This is a genomic window from Microbacterium sp. NPDC056044 (assembly GCF_042267145.1).
GTDB lineage: Bacteria > Actinomycetota > Actinomycetes > Actinomycetales > Microbacteriaceae > Microbacterium.
Map to the genome: position 1 here is coordinate 461,553 of NZ_JBHJWZ010000005.1, position 24,628 is coordinate 486,180.

At 71.1% G+C, this 24,628-nt stretch carries 28 protein-coding genes; 16 read left to right on the top strand and 12 right to left on the bottom strand.

Annotated features, from left to right (window positions below):
• Window positions 1-28 precede the first annotated feature (28 nt).
• Window positions 29-1,495, bottom strand: coding sequence for a DUF222 domain-containing protein (locus ACFC1I_RS16920; RefSeq protein WP_376011915.1), 1,467 nt, complete (start codon window positions 1,493-1,495; stop codon window positions 29-31).
• A gap of 161 nt (window positions 1,496-1,656) precedes the next feature.
• The gene (gene fbaA / locus ACFC1I_RS16925; protein WP_376011918.1) at window positions 1,657-2,688 is read right to left on the bottom strand and encodes a class II fructose-bisphosphate aldolase; all 1,032 of its coding nucleotides are present in this window, start codon (window positions 2,686-2,688) and stop codon (window positions 1,657-1,659) included.
• A 191-nt stretch (window positions 2,689-2,879) separates the two neighbouring features.
• Here fbaA and glpX point away from each other — a divergent pair, with 191 nt between their 5' ends.
• Both glpX and ACFC1I_RS16935 read left to right on the top strand, forming a co-directional pair.
• The gene (gene glpX / locus ACFC1I_RS16930) at window positions 2,880-3,869 is read left to right on the top strand and encodes a class II fructose-bisphosphatase (protein ID WP_376011921.1); all 990 of its coding nucleotides are present in this window, start codon (window positions 2,880-2,882) and stop codon (window positions 3,867-3,869) included.
• 144 nt (window positions 3,870-4,013) lie between these two features.
• Complete coding sequence (locus ACFC1I_RS16935; protein WP_082496936.1) at window positions 4,014-4,226, top strand: UDP-N-acetylmuramyl pentapeptide phosphotransferase; 213 nt, start codon at window positions 4,014-4,016, stop codon at window positions 4,224-4,226.
• A gap of 3 nt (window positions 4,227-4,229) precedes the next feature.
• On the opposite strand, the gene ACFC1I_RS16940 is transcribed toward ACFC1I_RS16935, so the two are convergent.
• Complete coding sequence (locus tag ACFC1I_RS16940; RefSeq protein ID WP_376011923.1) at window positions 4,230-5,573, bottom strand: DNA recombination protein RmuC; 1,344 nt, start codon at window positions 5,571-5,573, stop codon at window positions 4,230-4,232.
• A 91-nt stretch (window positions 5,574-5,664) separates the two neighbouring features.
• A complete protein-coding gene (locus ACFC1I_RS16945; protein ID WP_376011926.1) occupies window positions 5,665-6,267 on the bottom strand; it encodes a 3'-5' exonuclease in 603 nt (200 codons plus the stop codon).
• Between the two features lie 76 nt (window positions 6,268-6,343).
• Between ACFC1I_RS16945 and ACFC1I_RS16950 the strand changes: the two genes are divergently transcribed.
• Window positions 6,344-7,102 (top strand): class I SAM-dependent methyltransferase, encoded by a 759-nt coding sequence (locus ACFC1I_RS16950; RefSeq protein WP_376011929.1) that lies wholly within the window; start codon window positions 6,344-6,346, stop codon window positions 7,100-7,102.
• Between the two features lie 13 nt (window positions 7,103-7,115).
• On the opposite strand, the gene ACFC1I_RS16955 is transcribed toward ACFC1I_RS16950, so the two are convergent.
• Entirely contained in the window at window positions 7,116-7,772 is a 657-nt protein-coding gene (locus tag ACFC1I_RS16955) for an SAM-dependent methyltransferase (protein ID WP_376011932.1), read from the bottom strand.
• A 59-nt stretch (window positions 7,773-7,831) separates the two neighbouring features.
• Between ACFC1I_RS16955 and ychF the strand changes: the two genes are divergently transcribed.
• On the top strand, window positions 7,832-8,905 hold the full coding sequence (gene ychF, locus ACFC1I_RS16960) for a redox-regulated ATPase YchF (protein ID WP_376011935.1): 1,074 nt from the start codon (window positions 7,832-7,834) through the stop codon (window positions 8,903-8,905).
• Between the two features lie 25 nt (window positions 8,906-8,930).
• Window positions 8,931-9,497, top strand: a complete 567-nt coding sequence (locus ACFC1I_RS16965) for an alpha/beta fold hydrolase (protein WP_376011938.1) — start codon at window positions 8,931-8,933, stop codon at window positions 9,495-9,497.
• 22 nt (window positions 9,498-9,519) lie between these two features.
• Here ACFC1I_RS16965 and ACFC1I_RS16970 read toward each other — a convergent pair whose 3' ends face one another.
• Window positions 9,520-10,896: an NAD(P)-binding protein gene (locus ACFC1I_RS16970; protein ID WP_376011941.1), complete on the bottom strand. Its 1,377-nt coding sequence runs from the start codon at window positions 10,894-10,896 to the stop codon at window positions 9,520-9,522.
• Window positions 10,897-11,012: 116 nt separating this feature from the next.
• On the opposite strand from ACFC1I_RS16970, the gene ACFC1I_RS16975 reads away from it, so the two are divergent.
• Both ACFC1I_RS16975 and ACFC1I_RS16980 read left to right on the top strand, forming a co-directional pair.
• A complete protein-coding gene (locus ACFC1I_RS16975) occupies window positions 11,013-11,717 on the top strand; it encodes a phosphatase PAP2 family protein (protein ID WP_376011944.1) in 705 nt (234 codons plus the stop codon).
• Between the two features lie 64 nt (window positions 11,718-11,781).
• Window positions 11,782-12,582: a DUF1206 domain-containing protein gene (locus ACFC1I_RS16980; protein WP_376011947.1), complete on the top strand. Its 801-nt coding sequence runs from the start codon at window positions 11,782-11,784 to the stop codon at window positions 12,580-12,582.
• An 18-nt stretch (window positions 12,583-12,600) separates the two neighbouring features.
• Here ACFC1I_RS16980 and ACFC1I_RS16985 read toward each other — a convergent pair whose 3' ends face one another.
• Window positions 12,601-13,374, bottom strand: a complete 774-nt coding sequence (locus ACFC1I_RS16985) for a patatin-like phospholipase family protein (RefSeq protein WP_376011950.1) — start codon at window positions 13,372-13,374, stop codon at window positions 12,601-12,603.
• 153 nt (window positions 13,375-13,527) lie between these two features.
• On the opposite strand from ACFC1I_RS16985, the gene ACFC1I_RS16990 reads away from it, so the two are divergent.
• Complete coding sequence (locus ACFC1I_RS16990; protein WP_376011952.1) at window positions 13,528-14,712, top strand: aminotransferase class I/II-fold pyridoxal phosphate-dependent enzyme; 1,185 nt, start codon at window positions 13,528-13,530, stop codon at window positions 14,710-14,712.
• A 28-nt stretch (window positions 14,713-14,740) separates the two neighbouring features.
• Here the strand turns inward: ACFC1I_RS16990 and ACFC1I_RS16995 are convergent, their stop codons facing one another.
• Window positions 14,741-15,490 (bottom strand): EI24 domain-containing protein, encoded by a 750-nt coding sequence (locus tag ACFC1I_RS16995; RefSeq protein WP_376011955.1) that lies wholly within the window; start codon window positions 15,488-15,490, stop codon window positions 14,741-14,743.
• A gap of 144 nt (window positions 15,491-15,634) precedes the next feature.
• On the opposite strand from ACFC1I_RS16995, the gene ACFC1I_RS17000 reads away from it, so the two are divergent.
• Window positions 15,635-15,886, top strand: a complete 252-nt coding sequence (locus tag ACFC1I_RS17000) for a hypothetical protein (RefSeq protein ID WP_376011958.1) — start codon at window positions 15,635-15,637, stop codon at window positions 15,884-15,886.
• A 6-nt stretch (window positions 15,887-15,892) separates the two neighbouring features.
• Here ACFC1I_RS17000 and ACFC1I_RS17005 read toward each other — a convergent pair whose 3' ends face one another.
• Complete coding sequence (locus ACFC1I_RS17005; RefSeq protein ID WP_376011961.1) at window positions 15,893-16,372, bottom strand: MarR family winged helix-turn-helix transcriptional regulator; 480 nt, start codon at window positions 16,370-16,372, stop codon at window positions 15,893-15,895.
• Between the two features lie 194 nt (window positions 16,373-16,566).
• On the opposite strand from ACFC1I_RS17005, the gene ACFC1I_RS17010 reads away from it, so the two are divergent.
• The 6 genes from ACFC1I_RS17010 to ACFC1I_RS17035 all read left to right on the top strand — a co-directional run bounded on the left by ACFC1I_RS17010 (window position 16,567) and on the right by ACFC1I_RS17035 (window position 19,994).
• On the top strand, window positions 16,567-16,935 hold the full coding sequence (locus ACFC1I_RS17010; protein WP_376011964.1) for a hypothetical protein: 369 nt from the start codon (window positions 16,567-16,569) through the stop codon (window positions 16,933-16,935).
• A 105-nt stretch (window positions 16,936-17,040) separates the two neighbouring features.
• On the top strand, window positions 17,041-18,006 hold the full coding sequence (locus ACFC1I_RS17015) for a TIGR03885 family FMN-dependent LLM class oxidoreductase (RefSeq protein ID WP_376011967.1): 966 nt from the start codon (window positions 17,041-17,043) through the stop codon (window positions 18,004-18,006).
• Window positions 18,007-18,086: 80 nt separating this feature from the next.
• Window positions 18,087-18,377, top strand: a complete 291-nt coding sequence (locus ACFC1I_RS17020) for a hypothetical protein (protein ID WP_376011969.1) — start codon at window positions 18,087-18,089, stop codon at window positions 18,375-18,377.
• Window positions 18,378-18,432: 55 nt separating this feature from the next.
• On the top strand, window positions 18,433-19,272 hold the full coding sequence (locus tag ACFC1I_RS17025) for a DNA-formamidopyrimidine glycosylase family protein (RefSeq protein WP_376011972.1): 840 nt from the start codon (window positions 18,433-18,435) through the stop codon (window positions 19,270-19,272).
• Window positions 19,273-19,333: 61 nt separating this feature from the next.
• The gene (locus tag ACFC1I_RS17030) at window positions 19,334-19,456 is read left to right on the top strand and encodes a hypothetical protein (protein WP_376011975.1); all 123 of its coding nucleotides are present in this window, start codon (window positions 19,334-19,336) and stop codon (window positions 19,454-19,456) included.
• Window positions 19,457-19,490: 34 nt separating this feature from the next.
• A complete protein-coding gene (locus ACFC1I_RS17035; RefSeq protein ID WP_376011977.1) occupies window positions 19,491-19,994 on the top strand; it encodes a hypothetical protein in 504 nt (167 codons plus the stop codon).
• On the opposite strand, the gene ACFC1I_RS17040 is transcribed toward ACFC1I_RS17035, so the two are convergent.
• The 3 genes from ACFC1I_RS17040 to ACFC1I_RS17050 form a co-directional block, all read right to left on the bottom strand.
• Window positions 19,981-20,583, bottom strand: a complete 603-nt coding sequence (locus tag ACFC1I_RS17040) for a carboxymuconolactone decarboxylase family protein (protein WP_376011980.1) — start codon at window positions 20,581-20,583, stop codon at window positions 19,981-19,983. The two genes, ACFC1I_RS17035 and ACFC1I_RS17040, sit on opposite strands and share 14 nt — an antisense overlap.
• Window positions 20,584-20,673: 90 nt before the next feature.
• On the bottom strand, window positions 20,674-22,206 hold the full coding sequence (locus ACFC1I_RS17045; protein ID WP_376011983.1) for a DHA2 family efflux MFS transporter permease subunit: 1,533 nt from the start codon (window positions 22,204-22,206) through the stop codon (window positions 20,674-20,676).
• A gap of 134 nt (window positions 22,207-22,340) precedes the next feature.
• Entirely contained in the window at window positions 22,341-22,550 is a 210-nt protein-coding gene (locus tag ACFC1I_RS17050; RefSeq protein WP_376011985.1) for a hypothetical protein, read from the bottom strand.
• Window positions 22,551-22,597: 47 nt separating this feature from the next.
• Here ACFC1I_RS17050 and ACFC1I_RS17055 point away from each other — a divergent pair, with 47 nt between their 5' ends.
• A complete protein-coding gene (locus ACFC1I_RS17055; RefSeq protein ID WP_376012117.1) occupies window positions 22,598-24,604 on the top strand; it encodes an ABC transporter ATP-binding protein in 2,007 nt (668 codons plus the stop codon).
• Window positions 24,605-24,628 lie beyond the last annotated feature (24 nt).

The window sequence follows — 24,628 nt, forward strand, 5'->3', positions numbered from 1 at the left end:
TTCGACACGGAACCGCTGCGGACGCCTGTCAGAAGGGTGCTCGGCCGTCGTAGGGCGCGGCGAGGTACTTGTCGAAGATCGGCGAGGGGACGAATTGCACGGTGGCTGGTGGTTTGTCGAGGTAGCGGCGCTGGGTGGGGCTGGTCCATTCGAGGATGCCGTCGCCGAGTTGGCGGACGCGCCATGCGGTGGCGTGTTTGAGGGTGTGGTGTCGTCGGCAGAGGTGGGCGAGGTTGTCGTCGGTGGTGTCGCCGCCGAGGGCGCGGTCGACGGTGTGGTCGATGTCGGATTTCGAGGGTCGGCGTCGGCAGCCGGGGAACCGGCAGCGTTCGTCTCGGGCGCGGAGGAATCGTGTGAGGCCTGCGGAGGATCGGTAGCGGTCGACGGCGAGCGGGATCCCGCTGTGCGGGTGGTACATGACCCGGTCCCAGCCGGCGGCGGCGGCGGCGAGTTCGCGGGCGGTGGTGGCGTCGATCGGGCCGTACCCGGCGAGCAGGGCGGGTTCGTTGCTGGTGCCGGCGGCGGTCAGCACGGGGATGGTGATCTGCACCTCGGCGCGGATGGCGGCGAGCGCGTCACCGTCGCCGTGGCCGGACGGGGAGGCGGTGAGGACCAGGTCGGCGAAGATGTCGGCGCGCAGCTCGTCCAATGACCGGGCGTCGGCCTGCGGGCCGGTGGTGAGCTGCGGGGCATCCTGCGCTCCCGGCTCGGTCGCGTCGTCGTCGGTCGGCGCATCCGGTCGCGCGGCTTCCGCGGCGGCTTCGGCCGCGTCGTCGCGTTCGGCGGCGCGTTCGGCCTCGGCCATCTGGGTCAGCCGGTCGTAGATCGCGTGGGCGAGCACGGCGGGCAGGTCGGCGAGCAGCCGCGCCATGCCGTCATCGATATCGATGACCCGGAGGTGACGCAGCCCGACCGCGCGGCGGCGCAGCTCCTCGGCCAGGTCGGGGTCGATGCGGGCCGCGACCACCCGGGCGATCGCCCGCAGCCGGTGCGGGGTCTCGAACCCGGCCGCGTCCAGCACGATCCGCTCGTACTGCTCCCGCATCTCGGGATCGGCGATCACCGCCCCGGCGTCGACGATCGCCGCCGCGTGCGCCAGGTCGATCCGCCCCTCGGCCAACGCCGTGAAGGTCGCGGCGAATCCGTCGCGCAGCGTGCTGGCCGCCGACATCCGCGCCTGCACCGTCCGATCGCTGAGCCGCATCGCGGCGCCGAGCTCGGCCGACACCTCCCGCAGCGGCAGATCGTGCGGGCTCTTACGGCCCGCCGCCCGCCGCGCCTGCTCGCGGGCGCGGACGATGTCCGCAGCATCCGTCAGCAGCCGCGACTCCTCCGCCTGCAACCGGGCGATCTCGGACCGGGTCGACTGCATCTCGGCGACCACCCGATCCAGCGCACTCCAGGCCGCGTCGTCACTGCCGACTCGCTGGCCCATGATGCTCCCGCTGAACAGCACCCAGACGGGTGCGACGGAAGACCGAACGAAAGTGGGCACAAGCTCGATCTACTACCCATGACAGTACGACGACCCTCCGACATCGCCCGGGCGCACAGCCCGCATACGGGATGACGTGGCTCGGCCTCTCCGCCACGGAAAGCACGAATGCCCCGGACCGGCCGCGAGGCCGGTGCCGAGGCATCCGTCGATTCCGCTGCTTACGCGCCCAGGCTCTTGCCGGCCGAGCCGAGTTGGTTCGTGGCCTCGACCACGCGGGCGGCCATCGCGGACTCGGCGATCTTGCCCCACGCGCGCGGGTCGTAGGCCTTCTTGTTGCCCACCTCGCCGTCGACCTTCAGGACGCCGTCGTAGTTCGAGAACATGAAGCCGGCGACCGAACGCGTGAACGCGTACTGGGTGTCGGTGTCGACGTTCATCTTCACGACGCCGTTGGCGACCGCGAGCGCGATCTCTTCGTCCGTCGAGCCGCTGCCGCCGTGGAAGACGAGGTCGAGGGGCTTCGCGCCGGTGCCGAACTTCGCGGCGATGCCCTCCTGGATCTCGCCCAGGAGCTCGGGGCGGAGCTTGACGTTGCCGGGCTTGTACACGCCGTGCACGTTTCCGAAGGTCAGGGCCGAGATGTAACGGCCGTTCTCGCCGAGGCCGAGTGCCTCGACGGCCTTCGTCACGTCGGCGACCGTGGTGTAGAGCGCCTCGTTGGAGCCCTCGTGCTGGACGCCGTCCTCCTCGCCGCCGACGACGCCGATCTCGACCTCGAGGATGGCGTTGATGTTCTTGAGACGGGGGAGCAGGTCCTTCGCGATCTCGATGTTCTCGTCGAGCGGGACCGCCGAGCCGTCCCACATGTGCGACTGGAAGATCGGGTTGCGGCCGGCCTTCACCTCTTCCTCCGACGCCTCGATGAGGGGGAGCACGAAGTCCGCGAGCGCCGGCTTCGGGCAGTGGTCGGTGTGAAGGGCGACCGTGATCGGGTAGCTCTTGGCGACCTCGGTGGCGAACTTCGCGAACGCGAGCGCGCCGGCGGCGCGGTTCTTCACGGTGTGGCCGGCGAAGTAGTCGGCGCCGCCCGTCGTCACCTGGATGATGCCGTCCGAGCCGGCCTCGGCGAGCCCCTGGAGGACCGCGTTGATCGACTGCGAGCTGGCGACGTTGATGGCGGGATACGCGAAGCCACCGGCCTTCGCGCGGTCCAGCATGTCGGCGTACTGCTCCGGGGTGGCGACGGGCATGAGTGCTCCCTTTGATCGAGTGGGCTTCACCGCAAACTCTACCCAAGGGCAGGAAGAGCGAATGGATGCTGCCACCCGGCCGATCCCGGGAAAACCCCGTCCCTGCACCACTGGAAAGAATGGCGATTCCTTCGCTTGCCATCGCGTGAAATTCCCGTGAATCGGGCGGGATGCTGGCATAGGCTGACCGCATGGTGAGCCTGACCGCGGACATGAATCCCCTCCACCCCGACCGCAACCTCGCACTCGAACTCGTGCGGGCCACCGAAGCGGCGGCGATCCGCGCGGTGCCGTTCATCGGCCGCGGCGCGAAGGAGGCGGCGGACGGCGCCGCCGTCGACGCGATGCGGGCGTTCTTCACCACCGTCAACTTCGACGGCACCATCGTGATCGGCGAGGGCGAGAAGGACGAAGCGCCCATGCTCTTCAACGGCGAGCGCGTCGGCAACGGCCGCGGCCCCCAGGCCGACGTCGCGGTCGACCCGATCGACGGCACCTCGCTCACCGCAGCCGGCCGCAACAACGCGCTGTCGGTCATCGCGGTCTCGGACCACGGCACGATGCTCGACGCCTCCAGCGTCTTCTACATGGACAAGCTCGTCACCGGCCCCGCAGGCGTCGGCGTCGTCGACATCCGCCTGCCCATCGGCGAGAACATCCGCCGGCTCGCCAAGGCGCTCGACAAGCCCGTCGACGAGCTCGTCGTCTCGGTGCTGCACCGCCCGCGCCACGAGCGCCTCATCGAAGAGATCCGCGAGGCCGGCGCCGGCACCCGCCTGATGAGCGACGGCGACGTCGCCGGCGGCATCAACGCGGCGCGCCACAACGCCCGCACCGACATGTGCGTGGGCGTCGGCGGCAGCCCGGAGGGCATCGTCACGGCCTGCGCGATCAAGGCTCTCGGCGGCCACATCCAGGGCCGCCTGTGGCCGCGCGACGACACCGAGAAGCAGCGCGGCATCGACGCGGGACTCAAGCTCGACGGCTTCGTGTACGAGGCCGACGACCTGGTCAAGGGCAACAACACGATCTTCGTCGCCACCGGCGTCACCGACGGTGCGCTCGTCGCGGGCGTGCGCCGAGAGGGCGGCTACGTGTACACCGAGAGCGTCGTGCTGCGCGGGGCATCGGGCACGCTGCGCCGGATCTCGTCGGAGCATCTCGTCTCGAAGTGGCTCTGACGCGACAACGGCCCGCGGCGCCTCGCAGGCGCGACACGTGATGCTGCCGTGACCGTTTCGTGACCGGTCTTCGAGGGAACTCTGGCAGAATCTTGTGTGGTGTCGATGGGGACACGTTCGTGTTTCCTACTCGAGGAGTTGACGATGTCTGCGCACTCAGCCGATCCGTCGTCGCCCCAGACGGGCGCGCAAGCAGTGGTCGCCAACGCGATCGATCCGGCCCGTCGTCCTGACGTGCTGCTGCGGGTCCGTCGTGACGAAGGCCACGAAATCAGCGCGTGGTGGATGATCGGCGCGTTCGTCGGCGTCTCCGCCGCGGTCATCGTGCTGCTGAGCTTCGTCCCCGGCGGCGCCTGACCCTCACTCGTTCGGTGAGGCGATGCGCGCGCGTACCTCTCCGAGCTCTGCGGTCGTGGTGAGCGACGGCGTCTCGGCGTCCTCGCCGACGGCGGACGCGCGCGCGTCGTCCAGCCCGGGGAGCGTCCCGTCGAGCAGTTCCGGCGCGGTGAGGCGGCGCGGGCTCTTCTCGATGGCGCCGGGCTCGTTCACGGCGTCGAGCTTGGTCGCATCGATGCCGGGGAACTTGCGCGCACTCACCAGCACTCGCGTCTCGAGCGAGCCGGCGAACCGGTTGTAACTGTCGACCGTGCGCTCGATCGCGCGGCGCAGGTCGTCGGCATGCGACGCCAGCGATCCGAGCCGCTCGTAGAGCTGGTTGCCGAGGTCGAAGAGCGCACGGGCCTCTTGCGAGACGTCCTGCTGGGTCCACGTGTAGGCGACGGTCTTGAGCACCGCCCAGAGGTTCACCGGGGACGCCAGTGCGACGCGCTTGCCGAAGGCGTAGTCGAGCAGCGAGGGGTCTTCCTCGAGGGCGGCGGCGAGCAGTGACTCGCTCGGCACGAAGCAGACCACGAACTCGGGGCTCGACGAGAGCCCGGCCCAGTAGGTTTTGCGGGCGAGGGCATCGACGTGCGCGCGCACGGCCTTGACGTGCTTGTCGAGCAGGGTGCGCCGCCGTGCCGCCTCGGCGCCCTGCGCCGTCAGCGGGATCGCGCTCGCCTCGAGGAACGCGTCGAGCGGCACCTTGGCGTCGACCGCGATGGCCTTGTCGCCGGGCAGGCGGATCACCATGTCGGGGCGGCCGGCGCCCGCGTCCGACGTGATCGAGGCCTGCAGGTCGAAGTCGACGTGCCGCGTGAGCCCGGCGGCCTCGACGACGCGCCGCAGCTGGGTCTCGCCCCACACCCCGCGCGTGCTGCCCGAGCGCAGGGCGCTCGCGAGAGACTCGGTGGTCGCGCGCAGCGCCTCGTCGGACTCGTGCGCGCGCCGCAGCTGCTCGGCGAGCGTGCCGAACTGCAGGTGCCGGTCGCGCTCGAGGTCGTCGACCTTGGTGTGCATCGCCGCGAGCGTCTCTTGCACCGGCGCGAGCGCGCGCAGCACCGACTGCTCGCGCCGCTCGCGCTCCTCGCGCGCCGCCTGGTCGTGGCGGGCCTGGCCCGCGAGGTCGCGGTAGAGCAGCTGCTGGTGCTCGAGCTGCGCCTGCACGCCCTGCCGCGCGGCCTCGGAGCCCGCGAGGCGCGCGGTGAGGTCGGCGTGTTCGCGCGCGGCGCGTGCCGCGGCACGAGCGAGGCCTGCCGCCCATCCCGCCACCGCGCCGACGAGCAGGCAGAAGATCACCACCACACTGATCACGACTGCGTCCATGTCACCAGGGTGCCGGATGCCTCCGACATCGCCGCCGCGGCGGGCCGCAGCATCCATCCGCGCTCGCCCGACGCGACCGCGTGCGCGACCCTTACGCGACCGCGAACGAGACCGCGGGGGCGTCGGCGACCGCGATCTGCGACACCCGCACGCCGACCGCCTCGGTGAGGGCGTCGATGTCGTCGGCGCCGACGCGGCGTGCGGCGTCGATCATCACGTGCGCGCACGCCATCGCGTCCGCGGTGGCGTTGTGGTGGGGGAAGTCGGCGAACCCCGCCTCGGCGGCGACGAACGGCAGCCGGTACGACTCGAGCTTGTAGACCCGGCGCGCCACCTGCAGGCTGCACGCGTACCGGTACGGCGGGCACTCGTCGCCGGTCGCGTCGCAGGCGCGCTTGAGCACGGCCATGTCGAAGCCGGCGTTGTGCGCGACGAGGACGTCGTCTCCCACGAACGCGACGATGTCGGCGAGCTGGCGGCTCCACGGTGCGGCGTCGACGACGTCTTCCGGCCGGATGCCGTGGATGCGCACGTTGAGCTCGAAGAACACGTCGTGCCCGGCCGGCGGGCGGATCAGCCAGCCGGTCCGGTCGACGATCTCGCCGTCGCGCACCCGCACCAGGCCGACCGCGCAGGCCGAGGCGTTGCTGGAGTTCGCCGTTTCGAAGTCGATCGCGGTGAAGTCCAGAGGCACATCCCCAGGTTCACCCGGCGCCGCCCGCGCGGGCGGAAGGCGCGCCGAGCGCGCCGCCTGGTCATAGGGTCGGACCATGGCTGATCGCGAAGAGATGTCGCTGTCGTTCGGCGCCGCCGCGGGCGCGTACGAGTCGGGCCGGCCCGACTATCCGCGCGAGGCCGTGGACTGGATGCTCGCGCCGGTGCGCGAGCCCGGCCGCGCCGTGCGCGTCGCCGACGTCGGCGCGGGAACCGGCAAGCTCACGCGCACCATCGTCGAGGCGGGGGCCGAGGTCGTCGCCATCGACCCCGACGCCGAGATGCTGGCCACGCTCCGCGCGAACGTCCACGGTGTTCCCACCTTCGTGGGGACGGGGGATCGGATGCCGCTTCCCGACGCCTCCGTCGACGCGGTGCTCCTCGGCCAGGCGTGGCACTGGGTAGACCCGGTCGCGGCCTCCGCCGAGGCGGGGCGGACGCTGCGCGGGGGCGGGGCGCTCGGGCTCGTGTGGAACATCCGCGACGAGTCCGACCCGTGGGTGGCGCGCCTCACGGCGGCGATGCACGGCAGCCACGCCGAGGAGATGCTCGCCGGCGACGGGCCGCGGGTGGCGGCGCCCTTCGACGGGCTCGAGCGCCGGTCGTGGACGTGGACCCGCACCCTCACGCGTGCGGCGCTGCTCGACATGGTCGCCTCGCGCAGCTACGTGATTACGGCCTCCGAGGTCGAACGCACGGCGATCCTCGCGGCGGTGGGCACGCTGTTCGACGAGCGCCGCATCACCGAGGCGACCGGTGCGGAGGTCGTCGATCTGCCGTACGTGACGCACGCCTATCGCGCGATCCGTCCCTGAACCCCGCGCCGGCTCACTCCCGAACGCTGCCGACGACCCGCCACGGGCCGGTGGCCTCGCGGTAGCGCGGGGCGAACCCGCGCCCGCTGAGCACCGCGATCATGGCGTCCGGTCGGTGCGCGTAGGCGCGGTACGGATTGCCCGTGACCGCGTACACCGTGTTGATGGCGCGCGCGGCGAAGCGGGCGAACACCGTCCGCGGCGGATGGCTGAACACGACGGCGTGCCTCGCGCGTCCGGCCGCGGCGCCGAGCAGGCGCTCGTAGTCGGGGTAGCAGCACACGACGCGGTGCAGCACCACGATGTCGGCGTGCTCGACCGCCTCGGGCGTCCCCGCGAGATCGACCCCCAGCATCCGTGTCACCCGATCGCGCAGTCCCGCCTCGTCGAGCAGCCGAACGGCCTCGGGTTCGTACGCGGCGGAGAGCTCGACGTTGGTCGTGTGCGCGGCGCCGCGCTTGAGCGCCTCGAGCTGGATGTCGCCGATCCCGCCGCCGATCTCGAGCAGCGAGGCGCCCTCCAGGCCGATCGAGGTCGCGAAGTCGAGCACCAGCGCGGCGCTCGGCGTCAGGCCGTCGCGCCGGTACTGCTGCGCGAGCCGCCGGGCGAACCGCGCGTTGAACTCCCGGTCGTAGCCGTCCGGCACGCGCGGCGCGCAGCACTCGTCCACGCGCTCAGTATCGCGCCCGGCGTCGGGGCGGGCAACGCCGCCAACTAGACTGGATGCCCGTGGCTCTCACCATCGGAATCGTCGGACTCCCGAACGTCGGCAAGTCGACCCTCTTCAACGCCCTGACCAAGAACCAGGTTCTCGCGGCGAACTACCCGTTCGCGACGATCGAGCCCAACATCGGCGTGGTCAACCTGCCTGACCCGCGGCTCGACCAGCTGGCCGAGATCTTCCACTCGGAGCGGATCCTGCCCGCGGCGGTGTCGTTCGTCGACATCGCGGGCATCGTGCGCGGCGCGAGCGAGGGAGAGGGGCTCGGCAACAAGTTCCTCGCGAACATCCGCGAGGCCGACGCCATCGCCCAGGTCGTGCGCGGTTTCGCCGACGACGACGTGGTGCACGTCGACGGCGCGGTCAACCCGCAGAGCGACATGGAGACCATCAACGCCGAGCTGCAGCTCGCCGACCTCGAGACCCTCGAGAAGGCGATCACGCGGTACGAGAAGGAGGTCAAGGGCAAGAAGCTCGATCCCTCGGTTCTCGCCGCGGCGGTCGAGGCGAAGGACGCCCTCGAGCGCGGCGTGCTGCTGTCGGCCTCGGGCATCGATCTCTCGCCGATCAAGGAGCTGGGCCTCCTGACGGCCAAGCCCTTCATCTTCGTCTTCAATGTCGACGAGGCGGTGCTGACGGATGCTGCGAAGAAGGCCTCGCTCGAGGCACTGGTCGCGCCGGCCAAGGCGGTGTTCCTCGACGCGAAGATCGAGTCGGAGCTCATCGACCTCGATCCCGAGGACGCGGCGGAGCTGCTCGCGTCGACCGGGCAGGACGAGTCGGGCCTCGACCAGCTGGCGCGCATCGGCTTCGACACGCTGGGGCTGCAGACGTACCTCACGGCCGGTCCGAAGGAGGCCCGCGCCTGGACCATCGGCAAGGGCTGGAAGGCGCCGCAGGCCGCAGGCGTGATCCACACCGACTTCGAGAAGGGCTTCATCAAGGCCGAGGTCATCTCGTTCGACGACCTCGTCGAGACGGGCTCCGTCGTCGAGGCTCGTTCGAAGGGCAAGGCCCGCCTCGAGGGCAAGGACTACGTCATGCAGGACGGCGACGTCGTCGAGTTCCGCTTCAACGTCTGACGACAGCTTCCCGGAAAGGCTTCCCATGACCGAAACCACGCAGATCTTCGAGCCCGACGGACGCGCGATCCCCTACATCGTAGAGGGCGACGGGCCCATCGGCCTGGTGCTGATCGCCGAGCCCGGCCAGGATGCGCTGGGCGTGGTGGGCCACTACCTCGCCGAGGAGGCGGGATTCCACATCATCCGTGTCGGCTACCGTACGAACGTCGACGCGGCGACGACGGCTGAGCAGGCAGACGACGTCATCGCCGTCATCGACGAGCTCGGCCTCGCACGCACGTGGGTCGGCGGGCACGGTCGCGGCGGCACGGTCGCGCGCACGCTGGTCGCCGCGCACCCGGAGCGCGTCAACGGACTGCTGCTGCTGGGCGTCGAGGACGAGGACATCGCGCTCGCCCCGGTGATCCCGGTGCTGATCATCCAGGGCGCCGATGACGACGTGACCCCGCCGGTGAACGGCGAGCGACTGCAGACGACGGCACCCGAGCGGGCGAGCGTCAAGACGCTCGACGCAGCCGGCCACCTCTTCCCGCTCACCCACCCGGTGGAGACCGCGGTCATCGTCGAGGAGTACCTCGACTGGGACTGACGCCCGGATCCCCGCGCACCGGCTACGCGATCCCCGCGAACTCCGCGAGACGCGCGCGTCCGGCGCCGATGTTCTCCTTGAAGCGCGCCGCGGCCGCGAGGACGGCCGGGTCTTCGGCCCGCTCCGGCGGGACACGCGCGGGATTGAGCGAGGTGGTGTTCGACCACGCCCGCAGGTCGCTCTCCCTCGACATCGCCAGCGACGCGTCGCCGCCGATCGTCTGCATCGTCGCCCAATCGGCAGGCGTGTCGGAGTACGGCGACGGGCGGCAGACGCGGTTCTTCTCGGCGTCGTCGTCGCGCGTCGCCTCGACGTAACCGGTGAGCGCCGCCCCGTAGCAGGGGAAGCCCACCCGCACCGGCTGCGGCGTGATCGCCTCCGGAGTCCAGATCGGTTTCAGGCCCGGGTACTTGAGCCCCTCCGCCGCGCAGTGCACGACGAGCGAATCGGCGGGAACCTGCACCTCGCCGTCGGCGAACGTCAGGCGTCCGCGCCCGACGGACTGCACGCGGCCGCGGCGAACCACGTCGTCGATCGTGCGGACGAGGTCGAGCTCCCACACGGCGAGCGTCGGCGTCTTCGCCATCGTCGGGGTGACCGCGGGATCGAAGCGGAGCATGATCCCGGCCTCCTCCATCCGGAAGAACACGTCGTCCGGGTCGGTCGCCGCCGCGGCGGCCGCCATCGTGTCGGCGGCCATGCCGAGGAAGATCGCGGGGTCGGGCTGCACGACGGCACGGTTGAGCAGCCACGGATCACGCGGCCGCACCCACGTGATCGCGTCCGGGGTCACGCCGTTCTGCAGCAGCCACACGCACGTGTCGGTCGCGGTCTTGCCCGCGCCCACGATGACGTAGTGGCCGGGGGCCTCAGCGATGCGGACGAGGTCGTTCACCGCCACGACGTGGGCGCCGTCCTCGATCGCGAACGGCGGAGGGGTGAGGAGCGGGATGTCGGGGGACAGGTACCGTGCGTCCACCACCCGCGCGCGAGGCGCGTGGAAGCGGGTGCCGCTCAGCAGCGACACGAACCGGCGATCGCCGAGATACTCGCTCCGCGCGTGGAAGGCGACCCGGCCCGACCGGACGAGGCGCGCCATCACGCGGGCGTAGTACTCCGACACCTCGGCCGCGCTCGCGCGTTCGTGGAGCCCTCGCTCCGGCCCGTCGTCCTGCAGCCGGCCCCCGCCGAGCAGCGTGGATGCGACGCCGTAGAAGGCCGACGCCTGGTGCAGCCGGACGAACCCGTAGGCGTCGAGCCAGTGGCCCCCGGCGCCGTGACGGCGGTCGACGATCGCGACCGACACGTCGTCTGCGGCCGCGGTGAGGGCGTCGGTGAACGCCATCCCCATCGCCCCCGCCCCGACGACCACGTAGTCGACGTCGACGATCGCCTCCATGCGCTCATCAGAGCAGTGGCGGGCGTCCGCGTCAATGGGCGTCGAGGGCACTAGCCCGACGGGCGTCCCGGGGCAAGAGCCGCAGTCCCACGGCAGCGGTGATCGAGAATGAGGCCGTGGGCGAGCGTGAAGAGCAGGGCGGCGGCCGAGCATCTCCCTCGCCGACGGCGCATCTGTCCCTGCCGCACCCCGAGCCGCACCGCGCGATCGTCCTGGTCGTCGGCGTGCTCGCGACCGTGGCCTTCGTCGTGCTGCGCTGCGTCGTCGCGCTGGGCGGGCACGATCCTCTCGCCACCGACGTCTGGTGGCATGGGCTGATGGTCGCCACCCTCACGGATGCCGGCGTCGTGGTGGCGTGGGTGCCCGCGATCGTCGGCGGCACGGCCGGCGTGATCGTGGCGGGCATCGTCATGGTCGCGATCTTCTGGGGGCGACGACGGCGATGGGATGCTGCGACCCTCGCGACCGCGATCGTGGTCGTCGTCGCGATCGGCGCGCCGATGGCCGCGGTGATCGCCCGGGTGCGGCCCGAGGACTCGCTGGCGGAGCGCGTCGCGACGTCGTTCCCGTCCGGCCACACCGCCGTGGCGACGACGATCGCAGTGACCCTCGGCCTGCTGCTCAGGCGCCGGTACGTCTGGCTGCTCGGGGCGCTGTGGGTGCTCGGCATGATGTGGAGCAGGACGTACCTGCACGCACACTGGCTGAGCGATGTCGTCGCCGGAATGCTCGAGGGCGTGGCGGTCGCGACGCTGGTCTGGAGCGCGATGCAGGCTTACCGTGTCCGGCGCGCCATGGCATCGCCTGCGCGGGGCGGCTGAGCACGGTTCCACGCCGGATTTCAAGCCCCGGCTCGCACGCTCCCGCCGGGGATACGCTTCGCCGATGACCACTGCGAAAAGCGCCGCGCGGGCCGCGACGGACTCACCCGTGTTCCGCACGATCGCCCGGATCGGCTACGTCGTGCTCGGCGTCGTGCACATCGTCATCGGCGGCATCGCCATCTCCGTCGCCACCGGCGCCGCGGGGGAGGCGGACCAGGGCGGCGCCATGCGGGCCATCCGCGACACCCCCGCGGGGGTGCTCCTCCTCTGGGCGATCGTGCTGGGACTCACGGCGCTCGCCGTATGGCAGGTCGCCGAGGCCTTTCTGGAGAGGAACGCCGACAGCAAGAAGAAGTGGGGGTACCGCGTCAAGTACGCGGGCACGGCCGTCGCCTACCTCGCGATCGCGTTCACCGCGCTCGTCTACGCGCTCGGTGGAAGCTCGGACTCCTCGCAGTCCTCGCAGTCCCTGAGCGCGCGGCTGATGGACAGCCCCGGGGGCCTGTTCGTGCTCATCCTGATCGGGCTCATCGTGCTCGCGATCGGGATCGCCTTCATCGTGCGGGGCTTCACCCGCGCCTTCGAGAAGCGCCTCGAACTGCCGCACGGGGTCGCACGCAAGGGCATCGTGACGTTCGGTGTGGTCGGCTACGTCGCGAAGGGCATCGCCGTGGCGGTGACGGGCGTGCTGTTCGTGGTCGCCGCGTTCACGCACGATCCCGAGGCGGCGGGCGGACTGGACGGCGCCCTGCACAGCCTGGCGGGGCTGCCGCTCGGGTCCGTCATCCTGTGGGTGGTCGCCGTGGGGCTGATCGTCTACGGCGTGTTCTGCTTCGCCCGTGCTCGGTACGCACGGATGTGACGGAGCACCCGGCGGCGGCTACTCCGTGACGAGCGTCGCACCCCGGCCGGCCGCATCGCGCTGGGCCGCAGCATCCAATGCCGCCGTCGCCGCCCGGCGACCCTCCTCGATGAGGCGCGGCACGTCGGTCATGCGCCACTGCGCCATGCCCTCCATCTCGGGCTGGATCAGCACGACCGACGGATCGGCGGCCAGCTCCGCGGTGCGGGTGACGGTGCGCATCATGCGCACGTTCTCCCACTTCGCGTGCAGCCGCACCACGATGACGCGCGTCGCTCCGAGTGCTCGCGCCGCGGCGACCGGCACGTTGTCGATCATGCCGCCGTCCGCGAGCAGAGCATCGCCTCGGCGGATCGGGGGAAGAAGGCCCGGCACCGCGACCGTCGCCCGCAGGGCGGCGCTGAGCGGTCCCTCGTCGAGGATCACCCCGCGCCGCGTGCGCAGGTCGGTGGCGTAGGCGGCGAAGCGGCGGGGGAGGTGCTCGATGTGCGGGTCCTCGCCGAGCGCGCGCGGCACGGCGTCGACGATCGCGGTGGTGTCGAGCAGACCCCACCGCGGGGTCAGCGACCAGCGCGCGATCGCGCTCCAGCGGAAGGTGCGGGCGGCACGCTCGATGGCGTGCGGCTCGAGCCCCGCGGCGTACGCCGCGGCGACGAGGGCCCCCGAGCTCGTGCCGGTCGCGATGCCGGGACGGATGCGTCGCTCGGCCAGCACCTGGAGCACGCCGACATGGGCGGCGCCGAACGCGCCACCGCCGCCGAGCACGAGCCCCAGCTCAGCGTCGTCGTTCATTCGTCCTCCGCTCGTCGCGCCCGGGCGAAGGTAGCATCCGGCAGGTGGGGAACAACTGTGCACGGGCTTGACGCGAGGTGTGATTGACGCGCCACCGTGCAGTTGGGATCCTGGGCGGATCACGGATCGGCACGGGGGCGAGAGGTGACTGCGATGGCGATGTCGGCACGGGCGAAGGCGGCGAAGGCGGCGGTCGACGTCATCGGCCCCTACTTCTCACGCATGCAGGTCGTCGCCACCGACCCGGAGGCGCTGGTCTTCGCGTTCGGCAATCCGCACGAGATGGCGCTGCCCGCTCTGCCGGCCGCGATCCGCACGCACGCCGAGCCGCGCAGCGTCGACTGGTTCGCGTACAAGAGCAGCGAGCGGTCCGCGCAGGAGGTCGTGGCGGCCGCGCTGTCGGGCGAGCTGCAGATGGACTTCGCGCCCGACGACATCGCCATGACGCAGGGCGCGTTCGGTGCGATCTCGCTCGCGCTCGCGCTTTTCGCCGATGCCGGCGACGAGGTCGTGATCCCGGTGCCCGGCTGGTTCTGCTACGCGCCGATGCTGCACGCCGCGAACCTCGTCCCCGTCGGAGCGGAGCTCGCGCCCGTGACGTTCGATCTCGACGTCGATGCGATCGCGCGCGCCATCACGCCCCGCACGCGGATCGTCGTGGTGAACTCTCCCGCGAACCCGACCGGTCGCGTCTACCCGCCGTCGGCGTGGCGGGCGCTCGCCGCGGTGCTCGACGAGGCGTCGCGCGCGCACGGGCGCCGCATCTGGCTGCTGTCCGACGAGCCGTACCGACGCATCCGCTTCGACGGCATCGCGTTCACGAGCCCCGCGGCCTTCTACCCGTGGACCGTGATCGACTACAGCTACGGCAAGGTGCTGCTCGCCCCCGGCGCACGCCTCGGCTACCTCGCGCTGTCGCCGCTGATCCCGGCCGCGGAGCGGGACGAGCTTCGTGGCGCGCTCTTCTCCCTCGGGCTGGCCATCGGCTGGGGGTTCCCCGACGCGGTGATGCAGTACTCGGTGCCCGACCTCGAACACCTCTCGCTCGACCTGGACGAGCTCACGCGCAAGCGCGACCGGATGTACGGCGCGCTCGCCGGGGCCGGCTACGAGGTCACCCGGCCCGAGGGCACGTTCTACCTGTGGGGCAAGGCGCCTGGCGGCGATGCCCAGGCCTTCTGCGACGCCCTCGAGGAGCGCGGCGTGTACGTCATGCCCGGCTCCCTGTTCGAGCAGCCGCACCACTTCCGCATCTCGCTGACGGCGACGATGACCATGATCGACCGGGCGATCCCTCATCTCATCGAGGTCGCCGCGGAGCGGGCTTCGAACGAATGACATGGATGCTGCGCCCCGGCGCCGCCGGTCACGGCTGAGGCCGGGCGGCCGGAGCGGCATCGAGCAGCGCCCGCGCGAGCAGAGTGGCGCCCGCAACCGCCGCCGGCATCGTGGCGACGGCGCCGAGCGGCACCAGGAAGCACAGCTGCGTCGCCACGCCGAACCCCAGCACACGCCAGCGCCTGCGGCGGAGCAGCTCCCTGCGCGCGTGTCCGGTCAGTCCGCGGGCGGTCAGCGCGCGCGAGGTGAGCTCGTCGGCGATCAGCCACCCGGTGCAGAGCACGGCGAAGACGGTGCTCGCCACGGCGCCGGCGAGCGGGATGAGGCCGATCAGCGCGGCGACCAGCGCGATGCCGATGCCGCGCGCGATGAGCGAGAGGCCGTCGCCGACGGAGCGCCAGAAGCCGTAGTCGCCCTCGAACCGCGAAGAGCCGGCGTCCGTCTCCACCGCTCGCCAGATGCGCTCGTAGAACGGGTCGCCGACGAGCAGCGTGAGCGCCGTGAACGTGACGGCCACCAGCACGAGGGCGGCGCCGAGCAGCGCAGTGCCCACCGCGATGCGGAAGACGGTCGCCCACACGCCGGGCCAGCCGTCCGCGAACGGCGTCATCGCCTCGGTGAGTGCGGGCAGCGACGCGCTCAGCGCGACGAGGCCGCCGAGGAACAGGAGGCCGACGATCGCAGCGGGAACCAGGCCGAGCGCCATGAGGCCCGGCCGGCGCCGCCACTGGGCGAAGCCGCGGCCGAGCAGGCCGACCCCGCCGAAGAACTCCCGCATCCGGTCAGCCTAGATCGCTCGGCGGCGAGCGGACCGCTGGCAGATCCCGCGCCCTCCGTCAAGCCCCTCCGCACCGCGCCCTTCGGCGAGGATCTTTGACGATGACGCGCGACGAGGCGCGGACACCCCAGCCAGGAGGTCGCCATGATCGAGGCATCGACTACCGCCGTCCAGACCCGTCGCCCCGAGCTGCTGTGGGTGGGGTCGGGAGCGTGGGTGGCGTGCGACCCGTCGGCCGGCGCCACGGATCCGCACCGCGTCGTCGCCTACGTCGAGTGCAAGGACGAGCGGGTCTATGTGCTGTCGGCCGACGGGGCCGCCGGGGTGTGCGAGTTCGGATCGCTCCGCGACGCGCTGGACCACATCGGGCAGCGGCTCGCGGCCGCCACGCTCTGACCCGCGTCAGTTCGCGGGGATGGCCGTCCTCGAGACCAACGCGAGGACGTCCTCGAGGAAGCCTGCGACGACGCGGGCGTCACTCGCGGGCAGCTCCGAGGCGAGGCCGCGAAGCTGCATCGTGAGCGGGTCCAGGTGATCCGGATCGATGTTCCGGTCGAAGGGCCGGATGACCTTCTTGCGCCGATCGTGCGGGTGAGCCTCGGCGACGACGAGCCCGCGTGCGACGAGGCGATCGATGAGGGCTGTGCCAGACGCCGGGGAGAGGTGCAGCGCCCGCACGATCATGGAAGGTGTGACGTCCTCCGTGTCGACGCGCTCGAGCAGGTAGCGCATCGCTGCGCGGTCGGTTTCGTTCATGCCGGTCTGCTGCTCGCGCCGACGGGCGAGCTTCGCCTCGGCGAGCCGCAGCCGCTCGAGCACGCCTGCCACATCCGCGCGATGCCCGTCGGCTGTCGTCGCCGACGCCACCGTGATCTCCGTCACGAGCACGCTCCCTCGTCGCGTCCCGCCCGGCTGTCTGGGCGGGGGATTGGTTTTATTCGACCACAAAACTCTCGGAAGCGAAACCTTCTGATCACGAACTTTAATATTCTGAACTTCCACGGACAAAATTCTCACTATCGAAAAGTTCGTTATCGAACTAGTATGGTGATACGCCTCCGGAAGGAGCAGTCCCCATGACTGAGCTCGTCTACGGTGCCGAGGGCACCCCCATCTGCATACCGGAGCATCTGCTTGCTCACGTCAAGCTGATCGTCACGACGAAGCTGCGCCGGAACGAGAGCTTCATGATGTCGTGGCGGCACTCCGACGGGTCAGGACGATCGTCGGTCTGGCTGGATCCGTCCATCCCGCTTCGCTTCACCTTCGACAGCGCCGACGAACCTCGCATCGACCACGCGCTGCTGACGCGGCTCGCCGCGGAGGCGAGCTCCAACGCCGGTCTTCTCGTCGAGCTCGACGACATACACCTTCTCACTGCGCCGGTGACGGAGTCGCCCGCCATCGAGCGGACCCCGGAACGGGTGGCGCAGCCGGCCGCGTGATCACGCGGTCCGGCGGCCGCGCTCGCGGGAGCGGCATCCGTAGCACGTCGACGGTGCGCCCGCAACGACATGGGCGGTTCGCGGACCGCCGCGCAGGCTGGGCGGATGGTCTTCCTCGGCTACCACGCCTCGCACGAACAACTCCCGCCGTCGCGCCTGCTGGCCGCTGTGCAGGAGGCGGAACGCTCCGGCTTCGACGGAGCGATGTGTTCCGACCACTTCGCCCCCTGGGGCCTCGCGCAGGGCGAGTCCGGCCACGCGTGGAGCTGGCTCGGCGCGGCGATGGCGACCACCCGGTTCCCGATGGGTGTGGTGAGCGCGCCCGGCCAGCGCTACCACCCCGCGATCTCGGCGCAGGCGATGGCGACGCTCGCGGAGATGTTCCCCTCGCGGTTCTGGTGTGCGCTCGGGAGCGGCGAGGCGCTCAACGAACACGTCACGGGTGACACCTGGCCGCCCAAGCCGCGGCGCGAGGAACGCCTCAGCGAGGTCGTCGACGTGATCCGCCGGCTGCATGCGGGCGAGCGCGTCGACCACGACGGGCTCGTGCGCGTGCACGACGCGCGCCTCTGGTCGCGTCCCGCCGATCCGCCGCGACTGCGAGCCGCGGCGGCGTCGCAGCCGACGGCCGCGGCAGTGGCCGCCTGGGCCGACGGACTCATCACCGTGGGGCATGACCCCGACGAGATCCGCGCCATCATCGCCGCGTACCGCGATGCCGGCGGGCGCGGTCCGTGCGCTGTGCAGGTGCACGTGAGCCTGGCCGATTCCGACGACGAGGCGCGGCGCATCGCCGCGGAACAGTGGCGGCAGGCCACCGCGCCCGAGGAGCTCATGTGGGACCTCATGCAACCCGAGGACTTCGACCGCCTCGCCGATCCCGGCGACGCGCGTGCGCTCGAAAACGGCGTGCTCATCTCGTCGGACGAGGAGGAGATGGCGGCGCGCCTCGCCGACCTCGTGCCGGCCGGTGCCGACGAACTCTACCTGCACGGCGTGGGCCAGAACCAGGACGCCTTCCTCGCCCGTGCACGCGACGGTCTGCTGGACGCGGTCCGAAGCCGCGCCTGACGCGCGCCCCGACGGGCATCTGCTCTCGACGGTTGTCAACCCCCTACGCGAGTGCGGCGGCGGGGGAGCAGGCTCCGGGTATGGAACATGACGATATCCACCAGCTGGTTCTGACGCCTCTCGCGGACCGGGCGTGGCGTCTGTGCGACCGGGGAGTCGCGCGCAGCGAGGTGGCGAGCGTCATCGCGTACGTCGAACAGCTCGACTCGGGCGCATACGAGGCGGTGTGGGTGTCGGTCGGCCTCGGATCCGCGAGGTTCGCGACGCTCGAGAGCCTGTTCCGTGCGGCGATCCAGATGCTCGAGCAGTCACGCAGCCTCGGCGCGCTCAAGCCGGCGCCGATCCCGCACCGCCCGCCTGCGCACGCCTGATCCATCCGGGGGCGGGGCCCGCCCGCGTGTCGGTGCCCGGTGGCAGGATGGGGCCATGCCTGAGTCGCCGGAGGTCGAGGCTCTCGCGCGGTTCCTCGCTGAAGAGGCAGCCGGGCGAGAGGTCCGTGAAGTCGATGTACTCGAGTTCCGCACCGTCAAGACGCGCGCCATGCCCCCGGCAGGCATCGCCGGGCATACGATCACCGGCGCGCGGCGGCACGGCAAGCACGTGGAACTCGTGCTCGACGACGCGAGCCTGGTCGTGTCGCTCGGTCGGCACGGCTGGATGCGCTGGGTCGATGGCGACGCCGAGGCCGCGGCGCTCGAGCTGCCGTCCGACGCGCCGCCGGCTCTGGCGACTTTCGAGCTGTCGGGCGACCGCGGTCTTCAGGTGACGGATGCCGGCAGCTGGGTGTCGCTCGGACTGTTCGTGGTCCGCGACGCCCAGGAGGTCCCCGCGATCGCGAAGCTCGGTCCGGATCCGGCTGACGACGCGTTCACCCGCGATCAGTTCGACGCCGCGCTCGGCGGACGCCGCAAGCAGATCAAGGCCATCCTCCAGGAGCAGGAGTCTCTCGCCGGGATCGGCAACGCGTACTCAGACGAGATCCTGCACCTCGCGAAGGTGTCGCCGGTGAGCCACGCGGCCGCTCTCGACGCAGCGGCCGCCGATCGGCTGTTCGACGCGACCCTGACGATCGTGCGCGGGGCGATCGACGCCCGTCTCGGCGTGCCGATCGACCAGCTCAAGGCGCACAAGGTGGCCGCGATGCGCGTACACGGCCGCACGGGCGAGTCCTGCCCGGTGTGCGGCGACACGATCCGCGACCTGACGTTCTCGAGCACGACCGCCCAGTACTGCCCGACGTGCCAGAACGGGGGAGTGCCGCTCTGAGCGTCAGGGTGCCGAAGGCTGCGGCGGCCGCTGCCCCGTTCCCGTGGGTAGCATGGTCCCCATGACGACTTCGCAGCAGCCCGCGCCGATCACCCTGGCCCCGGTGCCCGACGAGAAGAACCTCCTCACGGTTGTCGAGTCCGAGGGCTCGTGCTGCGGCGGCGGCAGCTGCAGCATCGACTGATCCCCCGCGCGGTCCTCACCACCAGACGCCGGCGATGACCGACGAACAGCTGCACATCACCCCGCGGGTCGGCCGCATCCTCATGTCCGAGGAGGCGATCTACGGACTGATCCTCGTCTCGGGCATGATCGTCGTCTCGGCGAAGGGCACCTCGTGGGAGGCGCTCGTGACCGTCGCGGTCACCGTGATCGTGTTCTTCGCCGCCCACGTCTTCGCCGGCACGCTCGGTCGCCTTGCCGCGACCGACGGGCACGCCGGACTCCGTGCCAGCCTCCGCGCGTCCGCGCATCAGTCGGGCGGCATGCTCCTCGCGTCGGTGCCGCCGCTCATCATCCTGCTGCTCGGCGCGACCCGCGTCGTCGAAGACGCCACGGCGCTGTGGGCAGCGCTCATCGTCAACACGGTCATGCTGGGAGCCTTGGGCTGGATCGCCGTCGCGCGCTGGAGCACGCACTGGTTGCCGCGCATCCTGAGTGCGCTCATCACCGCCGCATTCGGCGGAGTGCTCATCTTGCTGAAGGCCGTCATCCACCACTGACGTCGCCGCGCGCGGCCTGCGCGGGCGCGAGCAGCGCCGCGACCAGCGCGGGGCTGAGCCCGGGCACGTCGTCGACGGGCACAGCAAGGGCCAGCAGCGCGCGGCTGAAGTAGTTCCGCACGGCGGCGGCGAGCGTGATGTCGACGATCTGCCGATCGGTGAACCCGAGGTCGCGCAGGCGCTGCGTGTCGGCATCGGTCATGGCCGCGGCATCCGTCGACAGCTTCTCGGCGTATGCGACCACCGCCAAGTCGGTCTCGTCGAGCTCGGCGTCCGCGCCGTCACGTGCGAGTCGCGCGAGCTGATCCTCGTCGAGGACGCCGGCTCTGAGGCTCTTGCGTCCGTGCGCGAGGAGGCAGTGATCCGACCCGATCGCGCGCGCGGCGCCGAGGGTTGCGAGCTCGTAGTTGCGGATGCCGATCGACGGCACGATCGCGCGGACCAGCGCCTCGAAGGCCTGATGGGCCTCGGGATTGATCGCCATCGCGCGGGTGTGGCCGAAGACGACGCCGTCTCCGCGGAGGTCGCCGCCGTACATCTCGGCGACGTGGCCGGTCGCGCTGTCGATGTCCGGAGTGCTCACGATCATGGTGCTGCCTTCCCGTCGGATTCGGGCGCATCCAGAATCGCGGATGCCCCACCCCTTGTCGAGGGGCGGGGCATCCGGGTGATACCTCGATCAGTGACCGGCGGGCGCGCCCATCGGTGCGTCGGCGGGCTTGCGGATGAGGAACGCGCCCACCAGGAGCGGCAGCGACAGGAAGGCGGCCGTGAGGAACGCGGCATGCGTGCCGGCGGCGCCTGCGGCGACGGCGTCCGCCCCCGAGGACGTCGCGGCCGACGTGGCCGCAGCCATGACGCCGAACATGAGCGCGATGCCCGCGGCGCCCGCGACCTGCTGCGCGGTGCCGACGACCGCCGAACCGTAGGAGTAGAACTTCGGCTCGAGCGAGCCGAGCGATGCTGTGAACAGCGGCGTGAACGACAGTGCGAGACCGATCGAGAGCACGGTCTGTGCCACGGCGATCAGCCACACCGGGGTCTCGGGGCCGAAGGTCGTGTAGAACCACAGCATCCCGCTCGTGATCACGGCGCCCGGGACGAGCAGCACCGTCGTGCCCCAGCGGTCGTAGATGCGGCCGATGACCGGGCCCGCGAGACCCATCGCCAGTGCGCCCGGCAGGACGATGAGCCCCGTCGTGAGCGGGTCGACGCCGAGGACGTCCTGCAGGTACAGCGGGACGACGGTGATCGCGCCGAAGAAGGCCATCGACATGATCGCCATCTGCGCGATCGAGAGCGAGAAGTTCGCGCTGCGGAAGACGCGGAGGTCGAGCAGGGCGTCGTCCTTGCGCTGCAGCACCACCTGGCGCCAGCCGAAGAAGCCGAGCGCGACCACGCCGACGGCCAGCGACACGATGAGCGTCGTGGTCGACGCGGCGCTCGCGGCCGCGGCATCCGCCCCGCTGCCGTGCCCGCCGCCGCCCAGCTGGCTGAGGCCGAAGACGAGACCGCCGAAGCCGAGGGCCGAGAGGATCACCGACAGCACGTCGATGGGGGCGCGCGTGGTCTCGCCGAGGTTGTGGATCCAGCGCGCGCCGACGACGAGCGCCACGATGGCGATCGGCAGCACGATGCCGAAGATCCAGCGCCACTCGAAGTTGTTGAGGATGGCGCCCGCGAGGGTCGGGCCGATCGCCGGGGCGAGCGACATCACGATGCTGACGCGGCCCATCATGCGGCCGCGGATGGCGGCGGGCACGACGGTCATGAGCGTCGTCATGAGCAGCGGCATCATGATCGCGGTTCCCGATGCCTGCACGACGCGGGCGGCGAGGAGCATGGGGAATCCCGGCGACAGGAACGCGATGAGCGTGCCGACCGAGAAGAGCCCCATTGCGGCGACGAACATCGTGCGCGTGGTGAAGCGGCGTAGCAGGAAGCCCGTGATCGGGATGATCACGGCCATCGTCAGCATGAAAGCCGTCGTCAGCCACTGCGCGGCGAGCGCGGTGATGCCGAGGTCGGTGATGAGGTGCGGGATCGCCACGCCCATCGTCGTCTCGTTGAGGATGGCGACGAACGCGGCGCCGAGGAGCAGCCAGATGACCCGGCTCTCTTCGGGCCGGAGCTTGAGAGTGGCACCCGCGGCGGAACCGCCCGATACAGCGGGGATGCTGCCGGTTCCGGGGGTCGTTTCGATGGCGGCCATAGGTCGTCTCCTCGAGGCTCGGATGGACAGCGATGTGCCACCCGAGGATGGCAAGCCTCCAAGATAACCACAGGTTCCGACATCCCATTCCCGCTGCGGGGAACGGGTTGCCGGCGATCAGGCGACCCGTGCGGTCAGCGGCCGGAGCGCCCGGGCTCCTCGTCGTCCCACTTCTCGGAGCCGATCGCGTCGGTCGGCTCGGCCTCGGGCTCGCGCTCTTCGAGGTTCTTCGGGAGGGGGTTCACGACCTCCTCGTGGGGGATCGCCTGGAGGGCGTCGATCTCCTCGCGGAGTTCCGCGAGGTCGCTGCCGTCGTGTTCGGGTCGGTCCGGAGTCGAGGTCATGGCACGAGCCTAGCGTCGGCGGCGCTCATTAGGCTGGCGGAATGAGCATGCGCGGCGGGGGTGGCGGACACCCCGGCTTCCGCCCGGTCGACACCGCGGCACAGCGGCGGGCGAACGCCGAGGCGCCGGAGATCCCGAATCTGGGCCGGCGCGTCGTCGCGCTCTTCCAGCGGTACAAGTGGTCGATCGTCGTCACCGGCGTGCTGGTGGTCGTCGGCGCGGGCATCGCGGTCATCCCGCCGCTGCTCGTGGAGCGGGTCTTCGACGACGCGCTGTTCCCGACCGACAGGAGCGGCCCCGACCTGACGCTGCTCTGGCAGCTCGTGCTGGCGATGATCGCCCTCTTCCTGCTCTCGGCGGCCGTCGGCGTCGTGCAGACCTGGCTCACCTCGACGGTCGGCAACCGGGTCACCGGCGACCTGCGGGTCAAGCTCTTCGACCACCTGCAGTCGATGGAGCTCGGCTTCTACACGCGCACCAAGACCGGCGTCATCCAATCGCGTCTGCAGAACGACGTGGGCGGTGTCTCGGGGGTGCTCACGAACACCGTCACGAGCATCCTCGGCAACACGGTGACGGTCATCGCCTCGCTCGTCGCGATGATTCTCATCGACTGGCGCCTGACCATCATCGCCGTCGTGCTGATGCCCTTCCTGGTGATCGTCCAGCGCCGGGTCGGCCAGGTGCGCGCGCGCATCGCGGGCGAGACGCAGGAGTCCCTGTCGGAGCTGACGTCCATCACCCAGGAGACCCTGAGCGTCTCGGGCATCCTCCTGTCGAAGTCCTTCAACCGCCAGCGCACCGAGTCGGCGCGCTACGCCGACGAGAACGTGAACCAGGTGCGACTCCAGGTGCGGCGCGCCATGAGCGGCCAGGGGTTCTTCGCCGTGGTCCAGGTGATCATGGCGAGCGTCCCGGCGATCATCTACCTGGTGTCGGGCTACCTGATCGGCGGCGGCACCGACGCCATCACCGCGGGCACGATCGTCGCGTTCACCACGGTTCAGGCACGCCTGCTGATGCCGCTCATGGGGCTCATGCGCGTCTCGCTCGACCTGCAGACGTCGTCGGCGCTGTTCGCCCGCATCTTCGAGTACCTCGATCTGGTGCCGGCCATCCGCGAGGCGCCCGACGCGATCGACGTCGCCGACGCCCCCGGCCCGCTGGGGCGCATCGAGTTCCGAGACGTGGAGTTCCGGTATCCGGATGCCGCGGCCGACGCCCGCGCGACGCTGCGGGGTGTCTCGTTCACCGCCGAGCCGGGTCAGCACGTCGCGTTCGTCGGGCCCTCCGGCGCCGGCAAGACGACAGTGCTGTATCTGACGCCGCGGCTGTACGAGGCATCCGGCGGGTCCGTCCTGTTCGCGGGAGAGGACGTGCGCCGCCTCACGCAGGAGTCGATCATCGACAACGTGGGGATCGTCTCGCAGGAGACGTACCTGTTCCACGCGACGATCCGCGAGAACCTGCGCTACGCGAAGCCCGGCGCGACCGATGCGGAGCTCGAGGCGGCCTGCCGCGCGGCGAACATCCACCATGTGATCGAGGGCTTCGAGAAGGGCTACGACACCATCGTCGGCGAGCGCGGGTACCGGCTGTCGGGCGGCGAGAAGCAGCGCATCGCGATCGCGCGGGTGCTGCTCAAGGACCCTCCCGTGCTGCTCCTCGACGAGGCGACGTCGGCCCTCGACACGGTGTCGGAGCGTGTCGTGCAAGAGGCATTGGACGCGGCGGCCCGCGGCCGCACGACGCTGTCGATCGCGCACCGCCTGTCGACAGTGATCGCCGCCGACGTCATCCACGTCGTCGAGGCGGGGCGCATCGTCGAATCGGGCACGCACGCGTCGCTCCTGGCCGAGGGCGGGCTGTACGCCGAGCTCGCGGCGCAGCAGCTCGCGACCACCCGCATCCTCGAGGCAGAGGACTCCGCGCCGCCCGCCGACCACCCCGATCGGCGCGCCGACAGCCCGCCCGATGCGCCGGTGCTCACCTCGGAAGAGGTGCTCGCCGCCGGCCGCGGCAGTGTCGGCGATCCGGAGTGGCGCGAGGACTGAGCCCCTGCGCCGGCGTCACGCCGG

Coding starts and splice junctions, on each gene's coding strand:
- fbaA (WP_376011918.1), bottom strand. CDS start 2,688: ATGCCCGTCGCCACCCCGGAGCAGTACGCCGACATGCTGGACCGCGCG.
- glpX (WP_376011921.1), top strand. CDS start 2,880: ATGGTGAGCCTGACCGCGGACATGAATCCCCTCCACCCCGACCGCAAC.
- ACFC1I_RS16935 (WP_082496936.1), top strand. CDS start 4,014: ATGTCTGCGCACTCAGCCGATCCGTCGTCGCCCCAGACGGGCGCGCAA.
- ACFC1I_RS16940 (WP_376011923.1), bottom strand. CDS start 5,573: ATGGACGCAGTCGTGATCAGTGTGGTGGTGATCTTCTGCCTGCTCGTC.
- ACFC1I_RS16950 (WP_376011929.1), top strand. CDS start 6,344: ATGGCTGATCGCGAAGAGATGTCGCTGTCGTTCGGCGCCGCCGCGGGC.
- ACFC1I_RS16965 (WP_376011938.1), top strand. CDS start 8,931: ATGACCGAAACCACGCAGATCTTCGAGCCCGACGGACGCGCGATCCCC.
- ACFC1I_RS16970 (WP_376011941.1), bottom strand. CDS start 10,896: ATGGAGGCGATCGTCGACGTCGACTACGTGGTCGTCGGGGCGGGGGCG.
- ACFC1I_RS16980 (WP_376011947.1), top strand. CDS start 11,782: ATGACCACTGCGAAAAGCGCCGCGCGGGCCGCGACGGACTCACCCGTG.
- ACFC1I_RS16985 (WP_376011950.1), bottom strand. CDS start 13,374: ATGAACGACGACGCTGAGCTGGGGCTCGTGCTCGGCGGCGGTGGCGCG.
- ACFC1I_RS16990 (WP_376011952.1), top strand. CDS start 13,528: ATGGCGATGTCGGCACGGGCGAAGGCGGCGAAGGCGGCGGTCGACGTC.
- ACFC1I_RS16995 (WP_376011955.1), bottom strand. CDS start 15,490: ATGCGGGAGTTCTTCGGCGGGGTCGGCCTGCTCGGCCGCGGCTTCGCC.
- ACFC1I_RS17000 (WP_376011958.1), top strand. CDS start 15,635: ATGATCGAGGCATCGACTACCGCCGTCCAGACCCGTCGCCCCGAGCTG.
- ACFC1I_RS17010 (WP_376011964.1), top strand. CDS start 16,567: ATGACTGAGCTCGTCTACGGTGCCGAGGGCACCCCCATCTGCATACCG.
- ACFC1I_RS17015 (WP_376011967.1), top strand. CDS start 17,041: ATGGTCTTCCTCGGCTACCACGCCTCGCACGAACAACTCCCGCCGTCG.
- ACFC1I_RS17020 (WP_376011969.1), top strand. CDS start 18,087: ATGGAACATGACGATATCCACCAGCTGGTTCTGACGCCTCTCGCGGAC.
- ACFC1I_RS17025 (WP_376011972.1), top strand. CDS start 18,433: ATGCCTGAGTCGCCGGAGGTCGAGGCTCTCGCGCGGTTCCTCGCTGAA.
- ACFC1I_RS17030 (WP_376011975.1), top strand. CDS start 19,334: ATGACGACTTCGCAGCAGCCCGCGCCGATCACCCTGGCCCCGGTGCCC.
- ACFC1I_RS17035 (WP_376011977.1), top strand. CDS start 19,491: ATGACCGACGAACAGCTGCACATCACCCCGCGGGTCGGCCGCATCCTC.
- ACFC1I_RS17040 (WP_376011980.1), bottom strand. CDS start 20,583: ATGATCGTGAGCACTCCGGACATCGACAGCGCGACCGGCCACGTCGCC.
- ACFC1I_RS17045 (WP_376011983.1), bottom strand. CDS start 22,206: ATGGCCGCCATCGAAACGACCCCCGGAACCGGCAGCATCCCCGCTGTA.
- ACFC1I_RS17050 (WP_376011985.1), bottom strand. CDS start 22,550: ATGACCTCGACTCCGGACCGACCCGAACACGACGGCAGCGACCTCGCG.
- ACFC1I_RS17055 (WP_376012117.1), top strand. CDS start 22,598: ATGCGCGGCGGGGGTGGCGGACACCCCGGCTTCCGCCCGGTCGACACC.